The sequence below is a fragment of the Streptomyces solicamelliae genome (assembly GCF_045348655.1).
Taxonomy (GTDB): domain Bacteria; phylum Actinomycetota; class Actinomycetes; order Streptomycetales; family Streptomycetaceae; genus Streptomyces; species Streptomyces solicamelliae.
On sequence record NZ_CP160404.1, the window covers coordinates 1,061,416 to 1,087,181 of the forward strand.

Annotated in this window: 24 protein-coding genes; 2 read left to right on the forward strand and 22 right to left on the reverse strand. The window is 71.9% G+C overall.

What is annotated here, in order from left to right:
- Positions 1-32: 32 nt before the first annotated feature.
- From carB to pyrR, 6 genes are all read right to left on the reverse strand, one after another.
- Positions 33-3,341 (reverse strand): carbamoyl-phosphate synthase large subunit, encoded by a 3,309-nt coding sequence (carB, locus tag ABZO31_RS04870; RefSeq protein WP_406859712.1) that lies wholly within the window; start codon positions 3,339-3,341, stop codon positions 33-35.
- Positions 3,334-4,473, reverse strand: a complete 1,140-nt coding sequence (carA, locus tag ABZO31_RS04875) for a glutamine-hydrolyzing carbamoyl-phosphate synthase small subunit (protein ID WP_406859713.1) — start codon at positions 4,471-4,473, stop codon at positions 3,334-3,336. Before carA ends, carB begins: the two co-directional genes overlap by 8 nt.
- A complete protein-coding gene (locus ABZO31_RS04880; RefSeq protein ID WP_406859714.1) occupies positions 4,470-5,090 on the reverse strand; it encodes a hypothetical protein in 621 nt (206 codons plus the stop codon). The genes carA and ABZO31_RS04880 overlap by 4 nt, the downstream gene beginning before the upstream one ends.
- Positions 5,087-6,373 carry a dihydroorotase gene (locus tag ABZO31_RS04885; protein WP_406859715.1) on the reverse strand — a complete coding sequence of 429 codons (1,287 nt, stop codon included), beginning with the start codon at positions 6,371-6,373 and terminating at the stop codon, positions 5,087-5,089. Before ABZO31_RS04885 ends, ABZO31_RS04880 begins: the two co-directional genes overlap by 4 nt.
- Positions 6,374-6,375: 2 nt before the next feature.
- Positions 6,376-7,356, reverse strand: coding sequence for an aspartate carbamoyltransferase catalytic subunit (locus ABZO31_RS04890; protein WP_406859716.1), 981 nt, complete (start codon positions 7,354-7,356; stop codon positions 6,376-6,378).
- A gap of 94 nt (positions 7,357-7,450) precedes the next feature.
- Positions 7,451-8,026 carry a bifunctional pyr operon transcriptional regulator/uracil phosphoribosyltransferase PyrR gene (gene pyrR, locus ABZO31_RS04895; protein WP_406859717.1) on the reverse strand — a complete coding sequence of 192 codons (576 nt, stop codon included), beginning with the start codon at positions 8,024-8,026 and terminating at the stop codon, positions 7,451-7,453.
- Between the two features lie 245 nt (positions 8,027-8,271).
- On the opposite strand from pyrR, the gene bldD reads away from it, so the two are divergent.
- Entirely contained in the window at positions 8,272-8,772 is a 501-nt protein-coding gene (gene bldD / locus ABZO31_RS04900; RefSeq protein ID WP_030607052.1) for a transcriptional regulator BldD, read from the forward strand.
- 250 nt (positions 8,773-9,022) lie between these two features.
- Here bldD and nusB read toward each other — a convergent pair whose 3' ends face one another.
- The 15 genes from nusB to ABZO31_RS04975 form a co-directional block, all read right to left on the reverse strand.
- Positions 9,023-9,466, reverse strand: a complete 444-nt coding sequence (nusB, locus tag ABZO31_RS04905) for a transcription antitermination factor NusB (RefSeq protein ID WP_406859718.1) — start codon at positions 9,464-9,466, stop codon at positions 9,023-9,025.
- A 2-nt stretch (positions 9,467-9,468) separates the two neighbouring features.
- Complete coding sequence (efp, locus tag ABZO31_RS04910; RefSeq protein WP_406859719.1) at positions 9,469-10,035, reverse strand: elongation factor P; 567 nt, start codon at positions 10,033-10,035, stop codon at positions 9,469-9,471.
- Positions 10,036-10,084: 49 nt separating this feature from the next.
- Positions 10,085-11,197 (reverse strand): aminopeptidase P family protein, encoded by a 1,113-nt coding sequence (locus ABZO31_RS04915; protein WP_406859720.1) that lies wholly within the window; start codon positions 11,195-11,197, stop codon positions 10,085-10,087.
- Between the two features lie 78 nt (positions 11,198-11,275).
- Positions 11,276-12,382, reverse strand: coding sequence for an AAA family ATPase (locus ABZO31_RS04920; RefSeq protein WP_406859721.1), 1,107 nt, complete (start codon positions 12,380-12,382; stop codon positions 11,276-11,278).
- Positions 12,383-12,483: 101 nt separating this feature from the next.
- Positions 12,484-12,930 carry a type II 3-dehydroquinate dehydratase gene (aroQ, locus tag ABZO31_RS04925; protein WP_406859722.1) on the reverse strand — a complete coding sequence of 149 codons (447 nt, stop codon included), beginning with the start codon at positions 12,928-12,930 and terminating at the stop codon, positions 12,484-12,486.
- Positions 12,927-14,024: a 3-dehydroquinate synthase gene (gene aroB / locus ABZO31_RS04930; protein ID WP_406859723.1), complete on the reverse strand. Its 1,098-nt coding sequence runs from the start codon at positions 14,022-14,024 to the stop codon at positions 12,927-12,929. The genes aroQ and aroB overlap by 4 nt, the downstream gene beginning before the upstream one ends.
- Positions 14,021-14,539, reverse strand: a complete 519-nt coding sequence (locus ABZO31_RS04935; RefSeq protein WP_406859724.1) for a shikimate kinase — start codon at positions 14,537-14,539, stop codon at positions 14,021-14,023. The genes aroB and ABZO31_RS04935 overlap by 4 nt, the downstream gene beginning before the upstream one ends.
- A complete protein-coding gene (aroC, locus tag ABZO31_RS04940; protein WP_406859725.1) occupies positions 14,536-15,720 on the reverse strand; it encodes a chorismate synthase in 1,185 nt (394 codons plus the stop codon). Before aroC ends, ABZO31_RS04935 begins: the two co-directional genes overlap by 4 nt.
- 112 nt (positions 15,721-15,832) lie before the next feature.
- Positions 15,833-16,063 carry a hypothetical protein gene (locus ABZO31_RS04945; RefSeq protein WP_406859726.1) on the reverse strand — a complete coding sequence of 77 codons (231 nt, stop codon included), beginning with the start codon at positions 16,061-16,063 and terminating at the stop codon, positions 15,833-15,835.
- Entirely contained in the window at positions 16,060-16,893 is an 834-nt protein-coding gene (locus tag ABZO31_RS04950) for a shikimate dehydrogenase (RefSeq protein WP_406859727.1), read from the reverse strand. Before ABZO31_RS04950 ends, ABZO31_RS04945 begins: the two co-directional genes overlap by 4 nt.
- Entirely contained in the window at positions 16,880-18,571 is a 1,692-nt protein-coding gene (mltG, locus tag ABZO31_RS04955) for an endolytic transglycosylase MltG (RefSeq protein ID WP_406859728.1), read from the reverse strand. The genes ABZO31_RS04950 and mltG overlap by 14 nt, the downstream gene beginning before the upstream one ends.
- Positions 18,572-18,670: 99 nt before the next feature.
- Positions 18,671-19,135, reverse strand: coding sequence for a Holliday junction resolvase RuvX (ruvX, locus tag ABZO31_RS04960; protein WP_406859730.1), 465 nt, complete (start codon positions 19,133-19,135; stop codon positions 18,671-18,673).
- Positions 19,135-21,804, reverse strand: a complete 2,670-nt coding sequence (gene alaS / locus ABZO31_RS04965; protein WP_406859731.1) for an alanine--tRNA ligase — start codon at positions 21,802-21,804, stop codon at positions 19,135-19,137. The genes ruvX and alaS overlap by 1 nt, the downstream gene beginning before the upstream one ends.
- On the reverse strand, positions 21,804-22,157 hold the full coding sequence (locus tag ABZO31_RS04970; RefSeq protein WP_406859732.1) for a DUF6167 family protein: 354 nt from the start codon (positions 22,155-22,157) through the stop codon (positions 21,804-21,806). The genes alaS and ABZO31_RS04970 overlap by 1 nt, the downstream gene beginning before the upstream one ends.
- Positions 22,158-22,164: 7 nt before the next feature.
- Positions 22,165-22,596 carry a DUF948 domain-containing protein gene (locus ABZO31_RS04975; RefSeq protein WP_406859733.1) on the reverse strand — a complete coding sequence of 144 codons (432 nt, stop codon included), beginning with the start codon at positions 22,594-22,596 and terminating at the stop codon, positions 22,165-22,167.
- A 170-nt stretch (positions 22,597-22,766) separates the two neighbouring features.
- Here ABZO31_RS04975 and ABZO31_RS04980 point away from each other — a divergent pair, with 170 nt between their 5' ends.
- Positions 22,767-24,926: an ATP-binding protein gene (locus tag ABZO31_RS04980; protein ID WP_406859734.1), complete on the forward strand. Its 2,160-nt coding sequence runs from the start codon at positions 22,767-22,769 to the stop codon at positions 24,924-24,926.
- A 33-nt stretch (positions 24,927-24,959) separates the two neighbouring features.
- Here ABZO31_RS04980 and rpsD read toward each other — a convergent pair whose 3' ends face one another.
- Entirely contained in the window at positions 24,960-25,574 is a 615-nt protein-coding gene (gene rpsD, locus ABZO31_RS04985) for a 30S ribosomal protein S4 (protein WP_393649620.1), read from the reverse strand.
- Positions 25,575-25,766: the final 192 nt, after the last annotated feature.

Here is a 25,766-nt window from a genome sequence, read left to right on the forward strand (position 1 = left end):
TCCTGCCGGTGTCCCCCTCCTCGTACGGGCTGCTAGTCGCGGGCCGCGGTCAGGTGTTCCGCGTGCTCCTGGAGCGAGCGGACGCCCACGTCGCCGTGGTTGAGCGCGTCGATGCCCTGGACGGCCGCGGCGAGCGCCTGGACCGTGGTGAGGCACGGGACGCTGCGCGCCACCGCCGCCGTACGGATGTCGTAGCCGTCGAGGCGGCCGCCGGTGCCGTACGGGGTGTTGACGATCAGGTCGACCTGGCCGTCGTGGATCAGCTGGACGATGGTCTTCTCGCCGTTCGGGCCCTCGCCCTCGGACTGCTTGCGCACGACCGTGGCGTTGATGCCGTTGCGCTTGAGGACCTCGGCGGTGCCGGAGGTGGCCATCAGCTCGAAGCCGTGGGCGACCAGCTCGCGGGCCGGGAAGATCATCGAGCGCTTGTCGCGGTTGGCGACCGAGATGAACGCGCGGCCCTTGGTGGGCAGCGGGCCGTACGCGCCGGCCTGGGACTTGGCGTACGCCGTGCCGAAGACCGTGTCGATGCCCATGACCTCGCCGGTGGAGCGCATCTCCGGGCCGAGGACCGTGTCCACGCCGCGGCCCTGGATGTCGCGGAAGCGGGTCCACGGCATCACGGCCTCCTTGACGGAGATCGGCGCGTCGAGCGGCAGCTCGCCGCCGTCGCCGGTCTTCGGCAGCAGGCCCTCCTCGCGCAGCTCGGCGATGGTGGCGCCCAGGGAGATCCGGGCGGCCGCCTTCGCCAGCGGCACCGCGGTCGCCTTCGAGGTGAAGGGGACGGTGCGGGAGGCGCGCGGGTTGGCCTCCAGGACGTACAGGATGTCGCCGGCCATGGCGAACTGGATGTTGATCAGGCCGCGCACGCCGACGCCCTTGGCGATGGCCTCGGTGGAGGCGCGCAGCCGCTTGATGTCGAAGCCGCCGAGGGTGATCGGGGGCAGGGCGCAGGCCGAGTCGCCGGAGTGGATGCCGGCCTCCTCGATGTGCTCCATGACGCCGCCGAGGTACAGCTCGTGGCCGTCGTAGAGCGCGTCGACGTCGATCTCGATCGCGTCGTCGAGGAAGCGGTCGACCAGGACCGGCCGGGTGGGGCTGATCTCGGTGGACTCGGCGATGTACGACTCGAGGCGGGTCTCGTCGTACACGATCTCCATGCCGCGGCCGCCGAGCACGTACGACGGGCGGACCAGGACCGGGTAGCCGATCTCGTCGGCGATGGCCTTGGCGCCGGCGAAGGTGGTCGCGGTGCCGTGCTTGGGGGCGGGCAGGCCGGCCTCGGCGAGGACCTGGCCGAAGGCGCCGCGGTCCTCGGCGGCGTGGATGGCCTCCGGCGAGGTGCCGACGACCGGGACGCCGTTGTCCTTCAGCGCCTGGGAGAGGCCCAGCGGGGTCTGGCCGCCGAGCTGGACGACGACACCGGCGATCGGGCCGGCGAGGGACTCGGCGTGCACGATCTCCAGAACGTCCTCGAGCGTCAGCGGCTCGAAGTACAGGCGGTCGGAGGTGTCGTAGTCCGTGGAGACGGTCTCCGGGTTGCAGTTGACCATCACGGTCTCGTAGCCCGCGTCGCTGAGCGCGAAGGAGGCGTGGACGCAGGAGTAGTCGAACTCGATGCCCTGGCCGATACGGTTCGGGCCGGAGCCCAGGATGATCACCGCGGGCTTCTCGCGCGGGGCGACCTCGCTCTCCTCGTCGTACGAGGAGTAGAAGTACGGGGTCTTCGCGGCGAACTCGGCGGCGCAGGTGTCGACCGTCTTGTAGACCGGGCGGACACCGAGGGCGTGCCGGACCTCGCGGACGACGTCCTCGCGCAGGCCGCGGATCTCGGCGATCTGGGCGTCGGAGAAGCCGTGCCGCTTGGCCTCGGCGAGCAGCTCCGGGTCGAGCTTCTCGGCGGCGGCCAGCTCGTCGGCGATCTCCTTGATCAGGAAGAGCTGGTCGACGAACCACGGGTCGATCTTCGTGGACTCGAAGACCTCCTCGGGCGTGGCGCCCGCGCGGATGGCCTGCATGACCGTGTTGATGCGGCCGTCGGTGGGGCGGACCGCCTCGGCGAGCAGCTCGGCCTTGTCACCGGTCTCGCCCACGAACGTGAACTGCGAGCCCTTCTTCTCCAGGGAGCGCAGGGCCTTCTGCAGCGCCTCGGTGAAGTTGCGGCCGATGGCCATGGCCTCGCCGACCGACTTCATGGTGGTGGTGAGGGTGGAGTCGGCCTGCGGGAACTTCTCGAAGGCGAAGCGCGGGGCCTTGACCACGACGTAGTCGAGGGTGGGCTCGAACGACGCCGGGGTCTTCTCGGTGATGTCGTTCGGGATCTCGTCCAGCGTATAGCCGACGGCGAGCCGGGCGGCGATCTTGGCGATCGGGAAGCCGGTGGCCTTGGAGGCGAGCGCGGAGGAGCGGGAGACGCGCGGGTTCATCTCGATGACGATGATCCGGCCGTCGACGGGGTTGACCGCGAACTGGATGTTGCAGCCGCCGGTGTCGACGCCGACCTCGCGGATGATCGCGATGCCGATGTCGCGCAGCACCTGGTACTCGCGGTCGGTCAGCGTCATCGCCGGGGCGACGGTGATCGAGTCACCGGTGTGCACGCCCATCGGGTCGAAGTTCTCGATGGAGCAGACGACCACGACGTTGTCGTGCTTGTCGCGCATCAGCTCCAGCTCGTACTCCTTCCAGCCGAGGATGGACTCCTCCAGGAGCACCTCGGTGGTCGGGGAGAGCGTCAGACCCTGGCCGGCGATGCGGCGCAGCTCCTCCTCGTCGTGCGCGAAGCCGGAGCCGGCGCCGCCCATGGTGAAGGAGGGGCGGACGACGACCGGGTAGCCGCCGAGGGTCTCGACGCCCGCGAGGACGTCGTCCATGGAGTGGCAGATGACCGAGCGGGCGGACTCGCCGTGGCCGATCTTGGCGTTGACGGCCTCGACGACGCCCTTGAAGAGGTCGCGGTCCTCGCCCTTGTGGATGGCCTCGACGTTGGCGCCGATGAGCTCGACGCCGTACTTCTCGAGGACACCCTGCTCGTGCATGGAGATCGCGGTGTTGAGGGCCGTCTGGCCGCCCAGCGTCGGCAGGAGCGCGTCCGGGCGCTCCTTGGCGATGATCTTCTCGACGAACTCGGGGGTGATCGGCTCGACGTACGTGGCGTCGGCGATCTCCGGGTCGGTCATGATCGTGGCCGGGTTGGAGTTGACCAGGATGACGCGCAGGCCCTCGGACTTGAGGACCCGGCAGGCCTGGGTGCCGGAGTAGTCGAACTCGGCGGCCTGGCCGATGACGATCGGGCCGGAGCCGATGACCAGGACGGACTGGATATCGGTGCGCTTAGGCACGCTCGGCCTCCATCAGAGAAACGAAGCGGTCGAAGAGGTACGCGGCGTCGTGCGGGCCCGCGGCCGCCTCGGGGTGGTACTGGACGGAGAAGGCCGGCTGGTCGAGCAGCTGCAGGCCCTCCACGACGTTGTCGTTCAGGCACACGTGGGAGACCTCGGCGCGCCCGAAGGGGGTGTCGGAGACCTTGTCGAGCGGCGCGTCGACGGCGAAGCCGTGGTTGTGCGCGGTGACCTCGACCTTGCCGGTGGTGCGGTCCTGGACCGGCTGGTTGATGCCGCGGTGGCCGTACTTCAGCTTGTAGGTGCCGAAGCCGAGGGCGCGGCCGAGGATCTGGTTGCCGAAGCAGATGCCGAACAGCGGCGTCCTGCGGCGCAGGACCTCCTGCATGACGGCGACGGGGCCGTCGGCGGTGGACGGGTCGCCCGGGCCGTTGGAGAAGAACACGCCGTCGGGGTTCACGGCGAAGACGTCGTCGGCGGTGGCGGTGGCGGGCAGCACGTGCACCTCGATGCCGCGCTCGGCCATCCGGTGCGGGGTCATGCCCTTGATGCCGAGGTCGACGGCGGCGACGGTGAACTTCTTCTCACCGATCGCGGGGACGACGTACGTCTCCTTGGTGGCGACCTCGGCGGAGAGGTCGGCGCCGCTCATCTCGGGGGCCTGGCGCACCTCGGCGAGCATGGTGCCCTCGTCGGGCAGCGCGTTGCCGGAGAAGATGCCGACGCGCATGGCGCCGCGCTCGCGCAGGTGGCGGGTGAGGGCGCGGGTGTCGATGCCGGAGATGCCGACGACGCCCTGGTGGGCCAGCTCCTCGTCCAGGGAGCGCCTGGAGCGCCAGTTGGACGGGACGCGGGCGGGGTCGCGGACGACGTAGCCGGCCACCCAGATCTTCGCGGACTCGGGGTCCTCGTCGTTGACGCCGGTGTTGCCGACGTGCGGGGCGGTCATCACGACGACCTGGCGGTGGTAGGAGGGGTCGGTCAGGGTCTCCTGGTAGCCGGTCATGCCGGTGTTGAACACCGCCTCGCCGAAGGTCACCCCCACGGCCCCGTAGGCGCGGCCGCGGAAGATGCGGCCGTCCTCCAGGACGAGTACGGCGGGAGCCTTGGCTCCCCGGGTGGAGGTCGTCATCGTGCGGTGCCTTCCGTCGTGCGTGCGTGGTTCATGGTGTTGACGGCCTCGACCCAGGCGGCGTGCTCCGCCGCGTGGTCGGACCGGAAGCCGGAGTCGAGCAGCGCGTCACCGTGTGCCCAGGTGACGATCAGCAGCCCGCCCTCGGCGAGGACCTTGCCGGCGATGCCCTTGTCGAGGCGCGCCTCGCGCAGGTCCGCGGCGGGGATGAAGAAGTCGTTCGCGCCGGGGCGGACGACGGCCAGTCCCTGGTCGGTCAGGGTGAGCTCGACCCGGCTGCGGGTGCCGAGCCCGTGCGCCACGATCCGGTCGAGCCACTGACCGGCGGTCGTCGAGCCGTGGTAGCGCCCGCTGAGCTCCAGTCTCGCCTCGCCGGGCTGCTCCGGCATTCCGGGCAGCGGCGGCTTGCCGCCTCCGTTGAGGGTGGTGGTGGGAGACGGGAGGGCGGCGAGTTCGGGGAGTCCGGACTGGAGGCTGCCCCGCCACTTCCATCCCTGGCGCATCAGCCAGTACACGAAGGCGATGAAGAGCAGCAGTCCGGCGACCCAGCCGAGCCGGGCGGCCCAGTCGGTCACTTCCGCCGATTTCTGCTCGGCGGCCAGGTTGATGAGTGTCACGCGAGCTTCCCGTCCACGACCGTCGCGCGGCCCCGCAGGAAGGTGTGGGTGATGCGCCCCGGCAGCTCGCGGCCCTCGTACGGGGTGTTGCGGCTGCGGGAGGCGAAGCCCGCGGGGTCCACGGCACCACGGTATGCCGGATCGACCAGCGTGAGGTTCGCGGGCTCACCAGCCGAGACGGGCCGGCCGTGGCCCGCGGCCTGTCCGATCCGGGCCGGGGCGAAGGACATCCGGTCGGCGACGCCGGCCCAGTCGAGCAGTCCGGTCTCGACCATCGTCTGCTGGACGACGGAGAGCGCGGTCTCCAGGCCGACCATGCCCATGGCGGCCGCGGCCCACTCGCAGTCCTTGTCCTCGTGCGGGTGCGGGGCGTGGTCGGTGGCGACGATGTCGATGGTGCCGTCGGCCAGCGCCTCGCGCAGGGCCAGCACGTCGCGCTCGGTGCGCAGCGGCGGGTTGACCTTGTAGACCGGGTTGTACGTGCGGACCATCTCGTCCGTCAGGAGGAGGTGGTGCGGGGTGACCTCGGCGGTGACGTCGATGCCGCGGGACTTGGCCCAGCGGACGATCTCGACGGAGCCGGCGGTGGAGAGGTGGCAGATGTGGACGCGGGAGCCGACGTGCTCGGCGAGCAGCACGTCGCGGGCGATGATCGATTCCTCGGCGACGGCGGGCCAGCCGCCGAGGCCCAACTCGGCGGAGACGATGCCCTCGTTCATCTGGGCGCCCTCGGTGAGGCGGGGCTCCTGGGCGTGCTGGGCGACGACGCCGCCGAAGGCCTTCACGTACTCCAGGGCGCGGCGCATGATCACGGCGTCGTCGACGCACTTGCCGTCGTCGGAGAAGACGGTGACGCCGGCGGCGGAGTCGTGCATGGCGCCGAGCTCGGCGAGCTTCTTGCCCTCCAGGCCGACGGTGACGGCGCCGATGGGCTGCACGTCGCAGTAGCCGTGCTCCTTGCCGAGGCGGTAGACCTGCTCGACGACGCCGGCGGTGTCGGCGACCGGGAAGGTGTTGGCCATCGCGAAGACGGCGGTGTAGCCGCCGGAGGCCGCGGCCTGCGTGCCGGTGAGGACGGTCTCGGAGTCCTCACGGCCGGGCTCGCGCAGGTGGGTGTGCAGGTCGACCAGGCCGGGCAGGAGGATCCGGCCCTCGGCCTCGATCACCTGCGCGCCCTCGGCGGCCAGGCCCGTACCCACCTCGGCGATGGTCTCGCCGTCGATCAGGACGTCCTGCTGCTCGCCGCCCAGCACCTTCGCACCGCGGATCAGGATCTTGCTCATGACTACTTGCTCTCCTCGGTACGGGTGTGGCTGACGGCGGGCTCGTTGCCGCCCAGAAGCAGGTAGAGGACGGCCATCCGGATGGAGACGCCGTTGGCGACCTGCTCGACGACCGTGCAGCGGTCGGAGTCGGCGACCTCGGCGGTGATCTCCATGCCGCGGACCATGGGGCCGGGGTGCATGACGATGGCGTGCTCGGGCATCCTCGCCATCCGGTCGCCGTCGAGCCCGTACCGCCGCGAGTACTCGCGCTCGGTCGGGAAGAAGGCCGCGTTCATCCGCTCGCGCTGCACACGCAGCATCATCACCGCGTCGGACTTCGGCAGCACGTTGTCGAGGTCGTACGAGACCTCGCAGGGCCAGGTCTCGACGCCGACCGGGACCAGCGTCGGCGGGGCCACCAGGGTGACCTCGGCGCCGAGGGTGTGCAGCAGGTCGACGTTGGAGCGCGCGACCCGGCTGTGCAGCACGTCACCGACCAGCGTGATGCGCTTGCCGGCCAGGTCCTGGCCGAGCCCGGCGTCCCGGCCGATCAGGCGGCGGCGCATGGTGAAGGCGTCGAGCAGGGCCTGCGTGGGGTGCTGGTGGGTGCCGTCACCGGCGTTGATCACCGGGGCGTCGATCCAGCCGGAGGTGGCCAGCCGGTAGGGGGCGCCGGACGCGCCGTGCCGGATGACGACGGCGTCGACGCCCATCGCCTCCAGTGTCTGGGCAGTGTCCTTGAGGGACTCGCCCTTGGAGACGCTGGAGCCCTTGGCCGCGAAGTTGATGACATCGGCGGAGAGGCGCTTCTCGGCGGCCTCGAAGGAGATCCGGGTCCGGGTGGAGTCCTCGAAGAAGAGGTTGCAGATCGTGCGGCCGCGCAGGGTGGGCAGCTTCTTGATCGGCCGGTCGGCCACCCGGGCCATCTCCTCGGCGGTGTCGAGGATCAGGACGGCGTCGTCGCGGGTGAGATCGGCGGCCGAGATGAGGTGACGCATCATCGGGGTGTGCTCCGTGATCGGGAGGTGTGACGGGCTGCGGGCGCGCAGGGGTGTGCCCTGGACCCGGCGGGGGGAGCCGGTGCTGGGACAGGCCCTAGGCGGAGGCGGGCTTGCTGCCGAGCAGCACGGTGTCGCGACCGTCCTCCTCGGCGAGCTGGACCTTGACCGTCTCGCGCAGCGACGTGGGGAGGTTCTTGCCGACGTAGTCGGCGCGGATCGGCAGCTCGCGGTGGCCGCGGTCGACCAGGACCGCGAGCTGGACGGCGCGCGGGCGGCCGAGGTCGCCGAGCGCGTCGAGCGCGGCGCGGATGGTGCGGCCGGAGAAGAGCACGTCGTCGACCAGCACGACCAGGCGGCCGTCGAGGCCGTCACCGGGGATCTCGGTGCGGCCGAGGGCGCGGGCGGGCTTCATCCGCAGGTCGTCGCGGTACATGGTGATGTCCAGCGAGCCGACCGGGATCTTCCGTCCGGTGATCTCCGCGAGCTTGTCGGCCAGCCGGCGGGCGAGGAACACGCCCCGGGTCGGAATGCCGAGGAGCACCACGTCGTCGGCGCCCTTGGCGCGTTCGACGATCTCGTGGGCGATGCGGGTGAGGACCCGCGCGATGTCGGGGGCTTCGAGCACGGCGCGTGCCGTACCGGACCCCTGGATGTCCTGCTGTGCGTCCATACGAAACGGACCTCCTTCTCCGCCTCACGGGACGGTTCTTAAAGGACGTCTGATGTGCGCCGTCAACCCTACCAGGGGCGGGCGACCGCCCCGCCCACGCCCCCGTCGCCGCTCCGTGCCCCGTCCCCCGGGAGTGGGCGGTATGGACCATTCGGCTTGACGGAGCCAAGTAACGCTGCGTAACCTCACAGTGAGTTACCAGCCGCGCGGCGCAGCCGCATGTCGTCACAGCGTCCGGGAGCGTTATGTCCAGCGAATACGCAAAGCAGCTCGGGGCCAAGCTCCGCGCGATCCGCACCCAGCAGGGCCTCTCCCTCCATGGTGTGGAGGAGAAGTCCCAGGGGCGCTGGAAGGCCGTCGTCGTCGGCTCGTACGAGCGTGGTGACCGTGCGGTGACCGTGCAGCGTCTGGCCGAGCTGGCGGACTTCTACGGCGTCCCGGTGCAGGAGCTGCTCCCGGGCACCACCCCCGGCGGGGCCGCCGAGCCGCCGCCGAAGCTCGTCCTCGACCTGGAGCGCCTGGCCCACGTCCCCGCGGAGAAGGCCGGCCCGCTGCAGCGCTACGCGGCGACCATCCAGTCGCAGCGCGGCGACTACAACGGCAAGGTGCTGTCGATCCGCCAGGACGACCTGCGCACCCTCGCCGTGATCTACGACCAGTCGCCCTCGGTGCTCACCGAGCAGCTGATCAGCTGGGGCGTCCTGGACGCGGACGCGCGTCGCGCGGTCGCCCACGAGGAGAGCTGAGTCGGGCGACTCCGCAGTAGCAGAAACGTGCCGCCGGGGCGGCGGGAGGGGCATACGGCCTTCCCGCCGCCCCGGCGGCGTTCTCCGGGCCTGCCAGGTGCGCTCCGGGCCCCTGGGCCCGCCGGTGTCCGACGGCCCGCCCTGCGTCCCACGGCCTGCTCCCCGCCCGGGCACGTGCCCGGGTACGGCGAAGGGGCCCGCAGCACCGAGTGCTGCGGGCCCCTTCGACTGCCGGGGCGCACGGGACGGACTAGGCGCCCGCCTCGGCGTCCCGGCGAAGGCGCGGCTTCAGGTCCTTGAAGCGCGCCAGCAGACCGTTGACGAAGGTCGGCGACTCGTCGGTGGAGAACTCCTTGGCGAGCTGTACCGCCTCGTCGATCGCCACCGCGTCCGGCGTGCCGTCCTCCCAGATCAGCTCGTACGCGCCGAGGCGCACGATGTTCCGGTCGGCGACCGGCATCCGGTCGAGCTCCCAGTCCACCGCGTAGGTGGCGATCAGCTCGTCGATGCGCGCGACGTGCTGCGCGTACCCCTCCACGAGCTGCATGGTGAACTCGCTGACCGGCGGCTGACGGTCGTCGGACCGCGCGTGCCGTACCCAGTCCGCGAGGACCTCCTGCACGGACGCGCCGCGCTGGTCGGCCTCGAAGAGGATCTGGAAGGCCCGCTTACGGGCCTTGCTGCGGGCAGCCACGGTTAGCTGTTCACCCGGCCGAGGTAGTCGCTGGTGCGGGTGTCGACCTTGACCTTCTCACCGGTGGTGATGAAGAGCGGGACCTGGATCTGGTGGCCGGTCTCCAGGATGGCGGGCTTGGTGCCACCGGTGGAGCGGTCGCCCTGGACGCCCGGCTCGGTCTCCTGGATGGTGAGCTCGACGGCGGCCGGGAGCTCGACGTAGAGCACCTCGCCCTCGTGCTGCGCGACCTGGGCGTTGAAGCCCTCGATCAGGAAGTTGGCGGCGTCGCCGACGGACTTGCGGTCGACGTGCAGCTGGTCGTAGGTGTCCATGTCCATGAAGACGAAGTAGTCGCCGTCCATGTACGAGAACTGCATGTCGCGACGGTCGATGGTGGCCGTGTCGACCTTCACGCCGGCGTTGAAGGTCTTGTCGACGACCTTGCCGGACAGCACGTTCTTGAGCTTGGTGCGCACGAAGGCCGGGCCCTTGCCGGGCTTGACGTGCTGGAACTCGACGACGGACCAGAGCTGGCCGCCTTCGAGCTTGAGCACCATGCCGTTCTTGAGGTCGTTCGTGGAAGCCACGGTTGCGGAATCTCCTGGACTGACGTGGGACCGGGGAGGCGGGCGCGCCCTACAGCGCGAGCAGCTCCTTGGTCGTGATGGTGAGTAGCTCGGGTCCGCCGTCCGCCTCCTGGCGTACGACGAGCGTGTCATCGATCCGGACCCCGCCCCGGCCCGGGAGGTGGACCCCCGGTTCGACGGTGACCGGCACACAAGCGTCCAGTTTACCCATGGCGGAAGGTGCGAGCTGCGGGTCCTCGTCGATTTCCAGACCGACGCCGTGCCCGATGCGGGGCTCGAGGGTCTCGCCGTGGCCTGTGCCGTCCAGGATCTGGCGGGCCGCCCGGTCCACGTCCCGGAACTCCGCCCCGGGTGCGAGGGCCTCCCGGCCGGCCCGCTGAGCGGCGAAGACGAGGTCGTACAGCTCGATCTGCCAGTCCGCGGGGGTGGTGCCGATGACGAAGGTGCGGCCGATCTCGGAGCGGTAACCGCGGTAGTTCGCGCCCAGGCAGACGGAGAGGAAGTCGCCCTCCTCGACGCGCCGGTCGGTGGGGCGGTGGCCGCTGCGACCGGAGTTCGGCCCGGTGCCGACCGAGGTCGGGAAGGCCGCGCCGTCAGCCCCGTGGTCGACCAGCCGGCGCTCCAGCTCCAGGGCGAGATGACGCTCCGTGCGGCCGACGAGGATCGACTCCAGCAGCTCCCCCAGCGCCTGGTCGGCGATCTCGGCGGAGATCCGCAGACAGGCGATCTCGTCCTCGTCCTTGACGATCCGCAGCTGTTCCACGGCACCGGCGAGATCCGCGAGACGCAGCTTGGGGGCGACCGAGCCCATGGCCCGGTGCCGGGCCACGGTGAGGTGGTGCTCCTCCACGGCGAGCGAGTCGGCCCCCGATCTGCGGGCCGTGTCGACGGCCGCGACGGCGGGATCGCCGATGGGCGCACCGGGAGGCAGCACCGTCAGCGGGAGGTCCTCGTCGAGCCGGCCGTGGGCGGGATCGCCGCCGGGCGTGACGGGGCAGAGCAGCAGGTCCTCCTTCGGGCCCAGGAGCAGGACCGCGCCGGGAGGCGAACCGCCCGCGAGATAGCGGACGTTGGCGGGGCGGGAGACCAGGGCAGCCGTGCTGCCGGCGGCCGCGCAGCGGTCGCGCAGCCGGACACGGCGGTCCGCGTACACCTGTGACATGTTCCGAGCCTACGAGCGTCCGCGCGACCCGGCCCGTCGTGAGGTCCGACCGGGGAGCGCCCCGGGCCGCCGGGCCCGCTACCAGGTGGGCGGGCTGGCTATGGAGCGGGCCAGGACGTCGTCGAGGACGCGGGCGGTGGTCTCCACGTCGTACTTGGAGTTGTCGATGATCGGCAGGCCCGAGCCGTACCAGCCGGCCATCCGGCCGTGGATGGAGGCGACCTCCTCGTCGGAGAGCCGCCGGTTGCCGCTGCGCTCGGCGTTGCGCTCCAGGACGATCTCCAGGCCGGGCAGCAGGACGACGGGGAGCAGGCCGGGGCCGACGTGCCGCTTCCAGCCGCCGAGGCCGACCACCGGGCGGTCGGGGAAGACGGCGTCGTCGAGGATGCAGGAGATGCCGTTGGCGAGGAAGTTGCGCGCGGCGAAGCCGCAGGTGCGGCGAGCGAGGCGGTACTGGGCCTCGGAGTTCTCGTTCCAGCCGGTCTGCGGGTCGGCGAAGCCGGAGCAGACCCATTCGCGCACGTCGTCCAGGCTGATGTGCGCGGTGGGCACCCGGCGGGTGCGGGCCCAGTGCTTGGCGACGGTGGTCTTCCCGGCCCCCGCGGGGCCTATGAGCAGCACGGCGAGCGTCGCGTTGCCGGTGCCGAGCTCGACGGCCGGCGGCGCGGGCATGGCGACCGGTCCGCCGGGCGGCAGCGGGACGTGCCCGGTGGTGTCCCGCGGCATCCCGCTCCCCCACGCGGGTCCGGGGTGCTGCGCCTGCTGCCCGGGCGGCGGCACGGGGGCGCCGGGCGGGGCGGGCTGCGCGCCGGGGTGCTGCCCGGTCGGGCCGGCGGGATGCGGGGCCGGGGAGCCGGCGGGGGCGCCGGGGTGCGGAGGCTGCGGCGCGGCGGGCGTGCCCGGGTGCTGCCCCGCGTACGGCTGCTGCGGGTGCCGGGAGGTGCCCGGCGGGGGCGGTACCGGCGGGCGGCTGCCGTGACCGGGGGTCGACGCGGCGCGGATGACCTGCAGCCGGGCCGTGGGCTCCTGTTCGTCCTGCGGCCCCGGCACACCGGCCGGTCCGTCGGTGGGCGGCAGAGGCGCACCCGTCGGCGGGACCGGCCCGGCCGCACTCCCCGGAGGCTGATGGCCCGTGGGCGGCCAGCCACCCGACTCCGGCGGCAGAGCCCCCATCCCGTGCTGCATCCGGTGCCACTCCGTCTCGTTCGTACGTCCGATGCCTCCGGGCACGGTACCGCCCCCGGCGCTCCCAGGGGGAACGGCCGGGGGCGGTCCAGAGTGCCCGGTCAGCCAGAGATCTCCTCTGCGAGCGCGCGCAGCGCCAGCCGGTACGACCCGATGCCGAAGCCGGCGACGGTGCCGCTGGCGACGGCGGCGACCACCGAGGTGTGCCGGAATTCCTCCCGTGTGTACGGGTTCGAGATGTGCACCTCGATGAGCGGCGCGGTCCGCTGGGCGGCCGCGTCGCGCATCCCGTACGAGTAGTGCGTGAACGCACCGGGGTTGAGAACGACCGGAATCGAACCGTCCGCGGCCTCGTGCAGCCAGCGGATCATCTCGCCCTCGTCGTTGGTCTCGCGCACCTCGACGTCGAAGCCCAGCTCCTTGCCGAGCGCCCGGCAGGACTCGACGAGACCGGCGTACGAGGTGGCGCCGTAGATGTCCGGCTCGCGCGAGCCGAGCCGGCCGAGGTTGGGCCCGTTGAGCACGAGCACCCGTCGCCGCTCGCTCACGCGGACACCTCGCCGTACGCGGCCACCAGCACGGCCGGGTCCGGGCCCTCCAGGACCGTGGGCTTGCCCAGCCCGTCGAGGACGATGAAGCGGAGCAGGTCGCCGCGGGACTTCTTGTCGACCTTCATGGTCTGCAGAAGCTTGGGCCACTGGTCGCCGCGGTACGTGAGCGGCAGGCCGACGGACTCCAGGACCGCGCGGTGCCGGTCGGCGGTGGCGTCGTCCAGCCGGCCGGCCAGCCGGCCCAGCTCGGCGGCGAAGACCATGCCGACGGAGACGGCCGCGCCGTGCCGCCACTTGTACCGCTCGTTCTTCTCGATCGCATGGGCCAGCGTGTGCCCGTAGTTGAGGATCTCCCGCAGGCCGGACTCCTTCAGGTCGCTGGAGACCACGTCCGCCTTGACCTGGATGGAGCGCACGATCAGCTCGGCGGTGTGCGGGCCGGCGGGCGTACGGGCGGCCTGGGGGTCCGCCTCGATCAGGTCGAGGATCTTCGGGTCGGCGATGAAGCCGGCCTTGATGATCTCGGCCAGGCCGCTGACGTAGTCGTTGACCGGCAGCGAGTCCAGCGCCGCGAGGTCGCAGAGCACCCCGGCCGGCGGGTGGAAGGCGCCGACGAGGTTCTTGCCCTCGGCGGTGTTGATGCCGGTCTTGCCGCCGACGGCCGCGTCCACCATCGCGAGGACGGTAGTGGGCACGGCGATCCAGCGCACCCCGCGCAGCCAGGTGGCCGCCACGAAGCCGGCCAGGTCGGTGGTGGCGCCGCCGCCGACGCCGACGATCACGTCGGTGCGGGTGAAGCCGGTCTGGCCGAGGGCCTTCCAGCAGTACGCGGCGACCTCGGCGGTCTTGGCCTCCTCCGCGTTCGGCACCTGGATGGCGACGGCCTCGTAGCCCTGCTCGGCCAGGTCGTCGCGCAGGGCCTCGCCGGTGCCGGCCAGCGCCTCGGGGTGGATCACGGCGACGCGCTTGGCCTTGTCGCCGATGAGGCCGCCGAGCTCACCGAGCAGCTGCCGGCCGACCAGCACGTCGTACGGATCGTGTCCGGCGCTGCCGCCGACGTGGATCCGCGTCACCTGGTCCTGGTCCGTCATTCGTCCTTCAACTCCAGTGCGTCGAGGACCGCCTGGGCGACCTCTTCGGGGGTGCGGTCGTCGGTGGCGACGACGGCACGGGCGACTTCGATGTAGAGGTGGCGGCGCGCCTCCATCAGCTCGCGCCACTGCCGGCGCGGGTTGACGGCGAGCAGCGGCCGGGCGGCGCCGAGGCCGACCCGGCGGACCGCCTCCTCGACGTCCATCGAGAGATAGGCGACGGGCAGCCCGGTCAGCAGCTCGCGGGTGCCGGCGTCGAGGATCGCGCCGCCGCCGAGCGCGAGGACGCCCTCGTGCTCGGCCACGGCGGTGCGCACCGCCGCGCGCTCGAGGGCACGGAAGTGCTCCTCGCCGTCCTCCACGAAGATGTCGGAGATCTCGCGGCCCTCGGCGGCGACGATGTCGGCGTCGGTGTCCCGGTAGGGCGCGCCGAGCCGCTCGGCGAGCAGCGCGCCCACGGTGGACTTGCCGGAGCCCATGGGTCCGACGAGGACGACGAGCGGTCCGCCGGTCACCGGATGTGCAGGTTGTCGAGGTACGACTGCACGTTGCGGCGGGTCTCGGGGACCGAGTCGCCGCCGAACTTCTCCACGACGGCGTCGGCGAGCACCAGCGCAACCATGGCCTCGGCCACGATGCCGGCGGCCGGGACGGCGCAGACGTCGGAGCGCTGGTGGTGGGCCGCGGCGGCCTCGCCGGTGACGACGTCGACGGTGGCCAGGGCGCGCGGCACGGTCGCGATGGGCTTCATCGCGGCGCGGACGCGCAGCAGCTCGCCGGTGGTCAGACCGCCCTCGGTGCCGCCGGAACGGCCGGAGGTGCGCCTGAGGCCGTCCTCGGTCTTCACGATCTCGTCGTGCGCCTGGGAGCCGGGCACCCGGGCGAGCTCGAAGCCGTCGCCGACCTCGACGCCCTTGATGGCCTGGATGCCCATGAGCGCGGCGGCCAGCCGCGCGTCGAGCCGGCGGTCCCAGTGGACGTGCGAGCCGAGGCCGACGGGCACGCCGTACGCGAGGACCTCGACGACGCCGCCGAGGGTGTCGCCGTCCTTGTGGGCCTGGTCGATCTCGGCGACCATCGCCTTCGACGCGTCGGCGTCGAGGCAGCGGACCGGGTCGGCGTCGAGCTTCTCGACGTCGGCGGGGGTCGGGTAGACGCCGTACGGGGCCTTGGCGGCGGCGAGTTCGACGACGTGGCTGACGATCTCGATGCCGGCGGCCTCCTTGAGGAAGGACCGGGCGACGGCGCCGAGGGCGACGCGGGCGGCGGTCTCCCGGGCGCTGGCGCGCTCCAGGATCGGACGGGCCTCGTCGAAGCCGTACTTCTGCATGCCGGCGAGGTCGGCGTGGCCGGGGCGGGGCCGGGTCAGGGGCGCGTTGCGGCCCGTCTCCTTGAGCTCCGAGGGGTCGACGGGGTCCGCCGACATGACCTTCTCCCACTTGGGCCACTCGGTGTTGCCCACCATGACCGCGATCGGCGAACCGAGGGAGAGCCCGTGGCGGACACCGCCGAGGAAGGTGATCTCGTCCCGCTCGAACTTCATCCGGGCGCCGCGACCATAGCCGAGGCGCCGCCGCGCGAGGTGGTCCGCCACCAGTTCGGTGGTGACCGGGACGCCGGCGGGAAGGCCCTCCAGCGTCGCGACCAGTGCGGGTCCGTGGGACTCCCCAGCGGTCAGCCAACGCAACCTGCTCAACGATGCTCCTCTGCTCGCGCCTGGCACTGCGACGACGCGACCGGGTGCGCGGCCCTGGCCCGCCGACTCCGATCCTCCCACGTCCGACACCGTGACCAGGCCGCCGGTCCAGCTATCGGACGCGTGCTTCGTCAGATCCGGACGCGGCGAGGACCTGCCGGCGGCGCCTACGGCTGTGCGCCCAGCCGCCGAGGAGGGTGAGGAAGACCGCGGCGGCGAAGGCGAGCTTCGCCCATTCGGGCAGGCTGCCGAAGGCGATGCGGAGTCCCGCGACGATCCAGTGGCCGACGTCGAACACCGCGTCCCAGCGCGACGCGAGGACCAGTTCCCCCGTTGCGCTCACCGTGCCGCGAGTGCCGATTCGCCCGCCGCGCGCATCGCCGCGAGAGGCGCCTCGGGCACGCCGGTCATCTGCTGCACCTGGAGCACGGCCTGGTGCACGAGCAGGTCGAGTCCGCCGACGACCTGCGCCCCGCGGTCCGACCAGGCGGCCGCGAGGGCGGTGGGCCAGGGGTCGTACAGCACGTCGAAGAGGGTGCCGGGCGCGCCGGGGACGGCCTCCGCGAGCGCGTCCGTCGTACCGGCCGGCGTGGTGGCGACGACCAGCGGGGCGTCGAACGCGCGCACCGCGTCGTCCCAGTCGGCGGTACGGACGTCCACGGCGAGCCGCTCGCCCCAGGCCCGCATCTCGGCGGCCCGGGCCTCGCTGCGGACGTACGCGGTGACCGGGCCCGAGCTGATCCGGGCGAGCGCGGCCAGCGCGGAGGACGCGGTGGCGCCGGCGCCGAGGATCGCGGCGGAGTCCACCTTCTCGACGCCCCGCTCGCGCAGGGCGGCGAGCATGCCGGGGATGTCGGTGTTGTCGCCGTACCGCGAGCCGTCCGCGCGGAAGACCACGGTGTTGACGGCCTCCACGGAGGCGGCCGTCTCACCGACCTCGTCGAGCAGCGGGATGATCGCCCGCTTGAGCGGCATGGTCAGCGAGAGACCGGCCCAGCTGTCGTCGAGATCGCCGACGAACCCCGGCAGCGCCGCCTCGTCGATCTCGAACCGGTCGTACGACCAGTCGGCGAGGCCCAGCGCCGCGTACGCCGTGCGGTGCAGCACGGGCGAGAGCGAGTGGGCGATCGGCGAGCCGAGTACGGCGGCGCGGCGCCGTTCAGCTGTTGGCATTGAACTTTTCCTTGAGCTTGAGGAACTCCGCGTGCGTCTTGGCGAACTCGGTCTTGTGTTGGCCGTCGGTCGCGACGAAGTAGATCCAGCCGTCCTTCGTCGGGTTGAGCGAGGCCTGGAGCGCCACGGCGCCCGGGTTCCCGATCGGGCCGGGAGGCAGACCCTTCTGCGTGTACGTGTTGTACGGGTCCTTGTTCCTGAGGATCTCCTTCTCGGAGATCTTGATCTCGCTCTGGCCCTTCAGGTAGTTGAAGGTCGAGTCGAACTGGAGCAGCTGGTAGGTCTCCCGGTTGTCCGGCTTGAGCCGGTTGTAGACGACCTCGGCCATCTTCCGGAAGTCGTCCTCCGTCTTGCCCTCGGCGTTGACCAGGCTCGCGACCGTGACGAACTCCCACGGGTCCTTGAGACCGAGCGCCTTCGACTTCGCCTCCAGGTCGAGCTTCTCGTACTCCTGGTTCGCCCGCGCGACCATCTTGCGCAGCACGTCCTCGGGCTTCGCGCCCTTGGCCACCGGGTAGCTCGCCGGGTAGAGGAAGCCCTCCAGCGGGTCCTTGACGTCCTCGTGGTTCTTCGCCCACTCGGGCAGGCCCAGGTCGTTCGCCTTGGCCTTCGCGACGCCCGCGGTGGAGCCCGCCTCCAGGCCGAGGCGCTTGTCGATCTCGGCGTAGACCCAGCTGTTCCGCCGGCCCTCCGGGATGGCGAAGTTGGTCTGGCTGGCCGGGTCGAGCATCATCTCGACCGCGCTCGCCGCCGACATCCCCTTCTTCAGGGTGAAGACGCCGGCCTGGATCGACAGGCCCTTGGGGTTCTTCTGCTGGGCCGAGACGAAGGCGTCGACGCTCTTGACGACGCCGGCCTTCTTGAGGATGTTGCCGATCTCGTAGCCGCCGGCGTTCTTGGGGATCTCGACCTGGACCGTGCCGCTGCCGGTGCCCTCGAAGTCCTCCGCGCCGCCGAACTGGCCCTGCCAGAACTGGTAGCCGACGTAGCCGACGCCGCCCACGCCGCCGACCAGGACCAGCGCGACGAACAGGCAGGCGAAGCCGTTGCGGCCCTTCTTCTGGCCCTTGCCGCGGCGGTCACGACCGCCGCCGCGGGAGGACCGGGAGTCCGGTTCGTCGTCGTAGTCGCCGTCGTACTCGTCCTCACGGACGGCCTCGCGGCCCCGGCCGCGCCGCCGGCGGGGCTCCTCGGGGGCGTCCTCGCCGGTGAAGAACGGGTGGTTCTCCTCTTCCGGCTCCTCCGCCTGCCAGTCGCTGACCGGCTCCGGCGGCCCCTGCCGCCGGCCCGGGGGCTGCGGCGGCGGGTACGCCTCGGGGGTGCCGTACAGGTCCTGCGGCCGGGCCGCGCCGTACGGGTCGGCGGGCGGCGCGCCGTACGGCATCGCCTGGTGCTGGCCGGTGTCCCAGCCGCCGTCGTACGGCTGCTGCACGGGATAGCCGCCCGTGTCGTAGCCCTGCCCGGGCTGTCCGCCGTACTGCTGCTGCCCCCCGTACTGCTGCTGCGGGTACTGCTGTCCGTCGTAGCCCTGCTGCGCGTACGGGTCCTGCGGGTGGTAGTTCGCCTGCTGCGCCTGTTGCGGGTACGGCTGCTGCTGGCCTCCCCACCCCTGGTCCCCGTACAAGGGGTCCTCGGGGTGCCACGGTTCGGAGCCGGGGCTCCGGCCATACTCAGTCATCGATCCCCAAACAGCCGCGAGGCTTCCGGACGATCCGCCTCTACGTTGTGCGGCACGTGTTCGAACCGCCGCATCGCGCGGAACGTTACCGTATCGCGATCAGATGACCACTTCGACGCCCTCGCCGGGCGGATTATCAGATACCCGTTCGGCCTCAAGAGCGTTCTGGAGGATGATCACAGCGGCGGCCTGGTCGATCACCGAGCGTCCCTTTTTCGACTTCACGCCGGACGCACGCAGGCCCTGGGTGGCCGTGACCGTCGTCATCCGCTCGTCGACGAGCCGTACCGGGACCGGCTTGATGCCCCGGGCGAGCTCCTGCGCGAAGGCCCGCACCTTGGTGGCCGCGGGGCCCTCCCGTCCGCTCAGCGAGCGGGGAAGGCCCACGACGACCTCGATCGGCTCGTACTCCTCGACGAGTTGCCGCAGCCGCCGGTGGGCGGCCGGGACGTCACGTCCCGGCACGGTCTCCACCGGGGTGGCGAGGACCCCGTCGGGGTCGCACGAGGCGACCCCGATCCGGGCGTCCCCGACGTCGATGGCGAGTCGCCGTCCTCTGCGCATTACGCGGTCTCCACGACCAGACGCTCGACCGCGGCGATGGCCTCGCTCACGGCCTCCGGGTTCTGGCCGCCGCCCTGGGCGACGTCCGGCTTGCCGCCACCGCCGCCGCCGAGGGTCTTGGCGGCCGTACGGACCAGCTCGCCGGCCTTGAAGCCGCGCTCACGGGCGGTCTCGTTGGTGGCGATCACGGTCAGCGGCTTGCCGTTGGCCGTGGTGAACAGGGCCACGACGGCCGGGCGGTCGGCCGGGATGCGGCCGCGCACGTCGAGGACCAGCTTGCGCAGGTCGTCGGCGCCGGTGCCGTCCGGGACCCGGCCCACGACGAGGGCCACGCCGCGGATGTCCTGGGCGTTCTCGGCGAGTCCGGCGGCGGCCTGGAGGACCTTCTCCGCGCGGAACTTCTCGATCTCCTTCTCGGCGTCCTTGAGCTTGCCGAGCATGCCCGCGATCTTCTCCGGCAGCTCCTCCGGACGGCCCTTGACCAGCTCCTGGAGCTGGGCGACGACCGTGTGCTCGCGGGCCAGGAAGTTGTACGCGTCGACGCCGACCAGGGCCTCGATACGGCGCACGCCGGAGCCGATGGACGACTCGCCGAGCAGCTTCACCAGACCCAGCTGGGCGGTGTTGTGCACGTGCGTGCCGCCGCACAGCTCCTTGGAGAAGTCGCCGATGGTGACGACGCGGACCTGCTCGCCGTACTTCTCGCCGAACTCGGCGATGGCGCCCTGACGCTTGGCCTCGTCGATCGGCATGACCTCGGCGTGCACGTCGAGTTCGCGGGCGAGCACCTCGTTGATCTTCTGCTCGACGTCGGTGAGCACGGCGCCGGGAACGGCGTTCGGCGAGCCGAAGTCGAAGCGGAAGCGGCCGGGCGAGTTCTCCGAACCGGCCTGGGCGGCCGTCGGGCCGAGGGCGTCGCGCAGCGCCTGGTGGGTGAGGTGGGTGGCCGAGTGGGCGCGGGCGATGGCCCGGCGGCGGCGCACGTCGATGGTGGTGTAGGCCGTGGAGCCCAGGGTCACCTCGCCAACCTGCACGGCGCCCTTGTGCACGGTGACGCCGGGGACCGGCTGCTGGACGTCGCGGATCTCGACGACGGCTCCGCTGTGCAGCCTGATCCGGCCCTGGTCGGCGAGCTGGCCGCCGCCCTCGGCGTAGAACGGGGTGCGGTCGAGGACGACCTCGACCTCGTCGCCCTCGGTGGCGGCCGGCGACGGAACGCCGTTGACCAGCAGACCGACGACCGTGGACTCGCCCTCGGTGTTGGTGTAGCCGGTGAACTGGGTGGCGCCGGAGCTGTCGGCGATCTCGCGGTACGCGGAGACGTCGGCGTGGCCGGTCTTCTTGGCCTTGGCGTCGGCCTTGGCGCGCTCCCGCTGCTCCTTCATCAGGCGGCGGAAGCCGTCCTCGTCCACGGACAGGCCCTGCTCGGCGGCCATCTCGAGGGTGAGGTCGATCGGGAAGCCCCAGGTGTCGTGGAGCAGGAAGGCCTTCTCGCCGGCGAGGATCGTGCCGCCGGCGGCCTTGGTCTCGGTGACGGCGGTGTCGAGGATGTTGGTGCCGCCCTTGAGGGCCTTGAGGAACGCGGCCTCCTCGGCGAGGGCGACGGTCTCGATCCGCCTGCGGTCGGTGACCAGCTCCGGGTACTGCTCGCCCATCGTGTCGATCACGACGTCGACGAGGTCCTGGACGACCGGCCCGGTGGCGCCGAGCAGGCGCATGTTCCGGACGGCGCGGCGCATGATGCGGCGCAGCACGTAACCGCGGCCCTCGTTGCCCGGGGTGACGCCGTCGCCGATGAGCATCACGGAGGTGCGCATGTGGTCGGCGACCACGCGCAGCGAGACGTCGCTGTCGTGGGCCTTGCCGTAGGCGACGCCGGTGAGCTCGGTGGCCTTGTCGATGACGACCTTGAGGGTGTCCGTCTCGTACATGTTCTGGACGCCCTGGAGGATCATCGCCAGGCGCTCCAGGCCGAGGCCCGTGTCGATGTTCTTCGACGGCAGCTCGCCGAGGATCTCGAAGTCCTCCTTCGAGGTGCCCTCGCCGCGCTCGTACTGCATGAAGACCAGGTTCCAGATCTCCACGTACCGCTCGTCGTTGACGGCCGGGCCGCCCTCGACGCCGAACTCGGGGCCGCGGTCGTAGTTGATCTCGGAGCACGGGCCGCAGGGGCCGGGGACGCCCATGGACCAGTAGTTGTCCTTCTTGCCGAGGCGCTGGATGCGCTCGGCGGGCACGCCGACGACGTCGCGCCAGATCCGCTCGGCCTCGTCGTCCTCCAGGTAGACGGTGATCCAGAGCTTCTCCGGGTCCAGCCCGTAGCCGCCGTGCTCCACCGGGGTGGTCAGCAGCTCCCAGGCGAGCTTGATGGCGCCTTCCTTGAAGTAGTCGCCGAAGGAGAAGTTGCCGCACATCTGGAAGAACGTGCCGTGCCGGGTGGTCTTGCCGACCTCCTCGATGTCCGGCGTGCGCACGCACTTCTGCACGCTGGAGGCGCGCGAGAAGGGCGGCTTGACCTCGCCCAGGAAGTAGGGCTTGAACGGCACCATGCCGGCCGGGACGAGCAGCAGAGTCGGGTCGTCCGCGATGAGCGACGCCGAAGGGACGACGGTGTGCCCGCGCTCCTCGAAGAAGCTCAGCCAGCGACGGCGGATTTCAGCCGACTCCATCAGTGGTCCTCATTCCGGTTGTACGTGATCGTGGGGTACGGAGGTTTCGTGCTCTTCGCCCGGCCCGGCGCGCGCGGGTCGAGCGCCGCGTACCGGCGCGGGGCCGGAAGCTCCGCCGGTTCGTCGGAGGCGTCCAGGCCGAGCGCCTCGCCGAGTTCGGCCTCGCGCTGGGCCATGCCGGCCCGGACGTCGAGGGCGAAGTCCTTCAGCCGGTGGCCGGTCTCGACCGCCTTGTTCGCCGCCTGGGCGGCGAGGCTCTCGGGAGTCAGCTGCTTCAGCTTCTGGTTGACCTTGGTGGTGGCCCAGACACCTGCGGCGGCGCCTGCGGTGAACCAGAAAGCGCGACGGAACATCGTGTGCTCAGCCCTTCTGCTTGCGGCGACGCGGCGCCGGCACCGTGCGGCCGACGATCACCGAGCGGCGCGTCTGCTCGCGCGGCTGCTCCTCGCGGCCGCGGCCGAGCGCCCGGCGGACGCCGTAGCCGAAGGCCGCGATCTTGACGAGCGGGCCGCCGAAGGTCGAGGCGACCGTGGTGGACAGCGCCGACGCGTTGGAGGTGACCTCCTGGACGTCGGAGGCGATGGCGTCGACCCGGTCGAGCTGGGTCTGTGCCGAGCGGACCGCCGCGGAGGCGTCGGCCAGCAGCGGAACCGCCTGCTCCGTCACGTCCGCCACGAGCTTGGTGGTCGCCCTGAGCGTCTGCGCCAGCCTCACCAGCACCACGGCGAGGAAGGAGACGAGAATCGCCCAGAACACGGCCACCAGGATCCCGGCAACCTCTCCACCGGTCACGCGCTGCACCGCTCTCTGCTGTCGTTGGGCCCTTGCGAAAAGTCGTCCTCCGACCCTATCGCGCCCGGGGTCTCTCCCCGTACCGCATTAGAGGCGGCGCGGGGCCCGGAATCGCGGGATCGACGCACCGATTGTACGGAGTGCGCGCGGATGAGTACGCTCCGTGTCCCATGCGACGGAGCAATCTTCCGGCGGAGCTCAACCGGTTCGTGGGCCGGGCCGGGGAGCAGGACGGACTGCGGCGGCTCCTGGAGGAGTTCCGCCTGGTCACCGTGGTCGGCATGGGCGGAGTGGGCAAGTCCCGGCTGGCGCTGCGGTGTGCCGCGGCGACGGAGAAACGCTACGTCGACGGGGTGCGGCTGGCCGAGCTGTCGGCGCTGCGCGATCCGGCGGTCCTGGAGCACGCGCTGGCCGAGGCGCTGGGACTGACCGATCACACCGTCCGGTCGCCGCGGGAGATGCTGGCCGAGCACCTGGCGGAGCGCCGGCTGCTGCTGGTGGTGGACGGCTTCGAGCACCTGGTGGAGGAGTGCGCGCCGCTACTGCGGGAGCTGCTGGCCGGGGCGCCGGGGCTGACCGTGCTCGCGGTGGGCCGGCGGCCGCTGCGGGTGGACGGCGAGGCGGTGTTCACGCTGGCCCCGATGTCGGACGAGGACGCGGTCGAGCTGTTCGAGGCGCGGGCGGCGGGCGCGGGCGCGCCGGGGGCTCCGGGGGAGGCGGTACGGGAGCTGTGCCGACGGCTCGACGGGATCCCGCTGGCGCTCGAACTGGCCGCGGGCCGGCTGCCGTTGCTGACCGTGGAGCAGGTGCTGCACCGTCTGGACGACCGGTTCCGGCTGCTGACCGACGGCGCCCGGGGGGCGCTGCCCCGGCACCAGACGCTGCGGACCGCGATCGGGTGGAGCCACGAGCTGTGCACCCCGGAGGAGCGGCTGCTGTGGGCGCGCCTGTCGGTGTTCGCCGGGCCGTTCGACCTGGAGGCGACGGAGTACGTGTGCGGGGGCTCGGGCCTGCCCGCGGAGCGGGTGCTCGACGTACTGGGCGGGCTGCTCGCCCAGTCCCTGGTGATGCGCGAGGACACCCCGGCGGGCCCGCGCTTCCGGATGCTGGACACGGTCGCCGCGTACGGGGCGGACTGGCTGGCCGCGCTCGGGGACACCGAGCGGATGCGGCGGCGGCACCGGGACTGGTACATGGGCCTGGCGACCTGGTGCGAGCTGGAGTGGTTCAGCCCCCGCCAGGCGGAGGTCGCGGCGGCGACGGACGCGGCGCTGCCGAATCTGCGGGCCGCCCTGGAGCTGTGCCTGGAGCAGCCGGAGGACGGCCATCTGGCGCTGCACCTCGCGGGCACGCTGTGGTTCTACTGGGCGGGCTGCGGCCGGCTCGCGGAGGGCCGGCACTGGCTGGACCGGGCGCTCGCCCCGGAGCCGGAACCGGCGGGGCCGCACGGTCACCACGACGCGCGGCTCAAGCCGCTGTGGGTGCTGGGGTACGTGGCCGTCCTGCAGGGCGACGACACGGCCGCGGTGGCGGCGCTGCACGAGTGCGCGGACCGGGCCCTGCTGGCCGGCGACCGGGTGGCGGAGGCGTACGCGACGCACCGGATGGGCTGTCTGGCGCTGCTGTCGGACGACATGCCGCGGGCGGAGGAGCTGATGCGGCGGGCGCTCGACGCGTACCGGGAACTGGGCGAGCTCAACAGCAATGTGCTGATGGGGCAGGTCGAGCTGGCGATGACCCGGATCTTCCAGGGGGACCTGGAGGGGGCGCTGCTGCTGGTCGCCGAGGTGCGGGAGATCTGCGAGGAGCGCGGCGAGCGCTGGACGAAGGCGTACGCGCTGTACGTGCTCGCGTACGCGGCCTGGGCGGGCGGCGAGCACGGCGAGGCGCGGACGCTGCTCGCCGAGTGCATCGCGATCGACCACGCCTTCCACGACCTGGTGGGCCTGGTCCTGGCGCTCGAACTGCTCGCGCTGGTGACGGCGAGCGAGGGCGATCCGGCGGAGGCGGCGGTGCTGCAGGGGGCGGCGGCCCCGGTGTGGGACTCGGTGGGGGTGCCGCTGTTCGGCTCGGCCAACTTCAGCGGGCCGCGGGAGCTGTGCGAGCGGCAGGCGAGCGAGGTGCTCGGACCCGCGCGGTACGCGGCGGCGGTGCGGGAGGGGCGGGCGCTGTCGCTGGACGAGGTGGTGGACCGGGCGCTGGCGGGGCGGCGGGCGCCTGCCGTGGGCGGGCGCGGGACGCGGACGCCGCGCCCGTTCCGTGCCGGGGTCCCGGAGACGCGGAAGCCCGCCGGCTCGCCCACCCTGAAGGGCGGGGAGACGGCGGGCTGACACCGCGGAGGCGGTACTACGGCTCGCTGAGGATCAGCGGGCGTAGTACTCGACGACCAGCTGCTCGTCGCAGATGACCGGGATCTCCTTGCGGTTCGGGTCGCGGTCCAGGCGGAAGGCCAGGGCCTTCAGGTTGACCTGGAGGTAGCGCGGGGTCTCACCGTCGGCGGCGAAGCCACCCTCGCGAGCGACCTGGAACAGCGGCTTCTCGCGGGACTTCTCGCGGACCATCACGACGTCGTCGGGACGGACACGGAACGACGGCTTGTCGACCTTGCCACCGTTGACCTGGATGTGACCGTGCACGACCATCTGGCGGGCCTGGTAGATGGTGCGGGCGATGCCCGAACGCAGGACCAGGGCGTCGAGGCGACGCTCGAGCTCGACGACCAGCGCCTCGCCCGTCTTGCCCTCGGCCTTCTTGGCGCGGTCGTAGGCGCGCGCCATCTGGCGCTCGCTGATGTCGTACTGGGCGCGCAGGCGCTGCTTCTCGAGCAGACGGACCTTGTAGTCCGAGTTCTGCTTGCGGCCACGGCCGTGCTCGCCCGGCGGGTAGGGGCGGGCCTCGAAGTACTTGACGGCCTTCGGGGTCAGCGCGATGCCGAGGGCACGCGACTTCTTGACCTTGGGACGGGACTGGTTCGGCATGAACCAACCTCTCTCATCTGTGCGAATACGGCTTCACCAGTGGTTAGAGGAGGTCGCATCCGCAGCCGGGAAACCCCGCGGGTCCTGACGGACCTGCCGGGCAGCCGCTCCCTGGTCTGGGCACATACGTGCAGCACGCGAACGACCCACCGCCGGTCCCGGGAATCCGGGGGGTGGTGGGTGGCACGCGAC

What these genes read in the sequence shown, in the direction of transcription:
- carA (WP_406859713.1), bottom strand. Translation starts at nt 4,473, where the DNA reads ATGACGACCTCCACCCGGGGAGCCAAGGCTCCCGCCGTACTCGTCCTG.
- ABZO31_RS04885 (WP_406859715.1), bottom strand. Translation starts at nt 6,373, where the DNA reads ATGAGCAAGATCCTGATCCGCGGTGCGAAGGTGCTGGGCGGCGAGCAG.
- ABZO31_RS04890 (WP_406859716.1), bottom strand. Translation starts at nt 7,356, where the DNA reads ATGATGCGTCACCTCATCTCGGCCGCCGATCTCACCCGCGACGACGCC.
- pyrR (WP_406859717.1), bottom strand. Translation starts at nt 8,026, where the DNA reads ATGGACGCACAGCAGGACATCCAGGGGTCCGGTACGGCACGCGCCGTG.
- bldD (WP_030607052.1), top strand. Translation starts at nt 8,272, where the DNA reads ATGTCCAGCGAATACGCAAAGCAGCTCGGGGCCAAGCTCCGCGCGATC.
- ABZO31_RS04915 (WP_406859720.1), bottom strand. Translation starts at nt 11,197, where the DNA reads ATGTCACAGGTGTACGCGGACCGCCGTGTCCGGCTGCGCGACCGCTGC.
- ABZO31_RS04920 (WP_406859721.1), bottom strand. Translation starts at nt 12,382, where the DNA reads ATGCAGCACGGGATGGGGGCTCTGCCGCCGGAGTCGGGTGGCTGGCCG.
- aroB (WP_406859723.1), bottom strand. Translation starts at nt 14,024, where the DNA reads ATGACGGACCAGGACCAGGTGACGCGGATCCACGTCGGCGGCAGCGCC.
- ABZO31_RS04950 (WP_406859727.1), bottom strand. Translation starts at nt 16,893, where the DNA reads ATGCCAACAGCTGAACGGCGCCGCGCCGCCGTACTCGGCTCGCCGATC.
- mltG (WP_406859728.1), bottom strand. Translation starts at nt 18,571, where the DNA reads ATGACTGAGTATGGCCGGAGCCCCGGCTCCGAACCGTGGCACCCCGAG.
- ruvX (WP_406859730.1), bottom strand. Translation starts at nt 19,135, where the DNA reads ATGCGCAGAGGACGGCGACTCGCCATCGACGTCGGGGACGCCCGGATC.
- alaS (WP_406859731.1), bottom strand. Translation starts at nt 21,804, where the DNA reads ATGGAGTCGGCTGAAATCCGCCGTCGCTGGCTGAGCTTCTTCGAGGAG.
- ABZO31_RS04970 (WP_406859732.1), bottom strand. Translation starts at nt 22,157, where the DNA reads ATGTTCCGTCGCGCTTTCTGGTTCACCGCAGGCGCCGCCGCAGGTGTC.
- ABZO31_RS04980 (WP_406859734.1), top strand. Translation starts at nt 22,767, where the DNA reads ATGCGACGGAGCAATCTTCCGGCGGAGCTCAACCGGTTCGTGGGCCGG.
- rpsD (WP_393649620.1), bottom strand. Translation starts at nt 25,574, where the DNA reads ATGCCGAACCAGTCCCGTCCCAAGGTCAAGAAGTCGCGTGCCCTCGGC.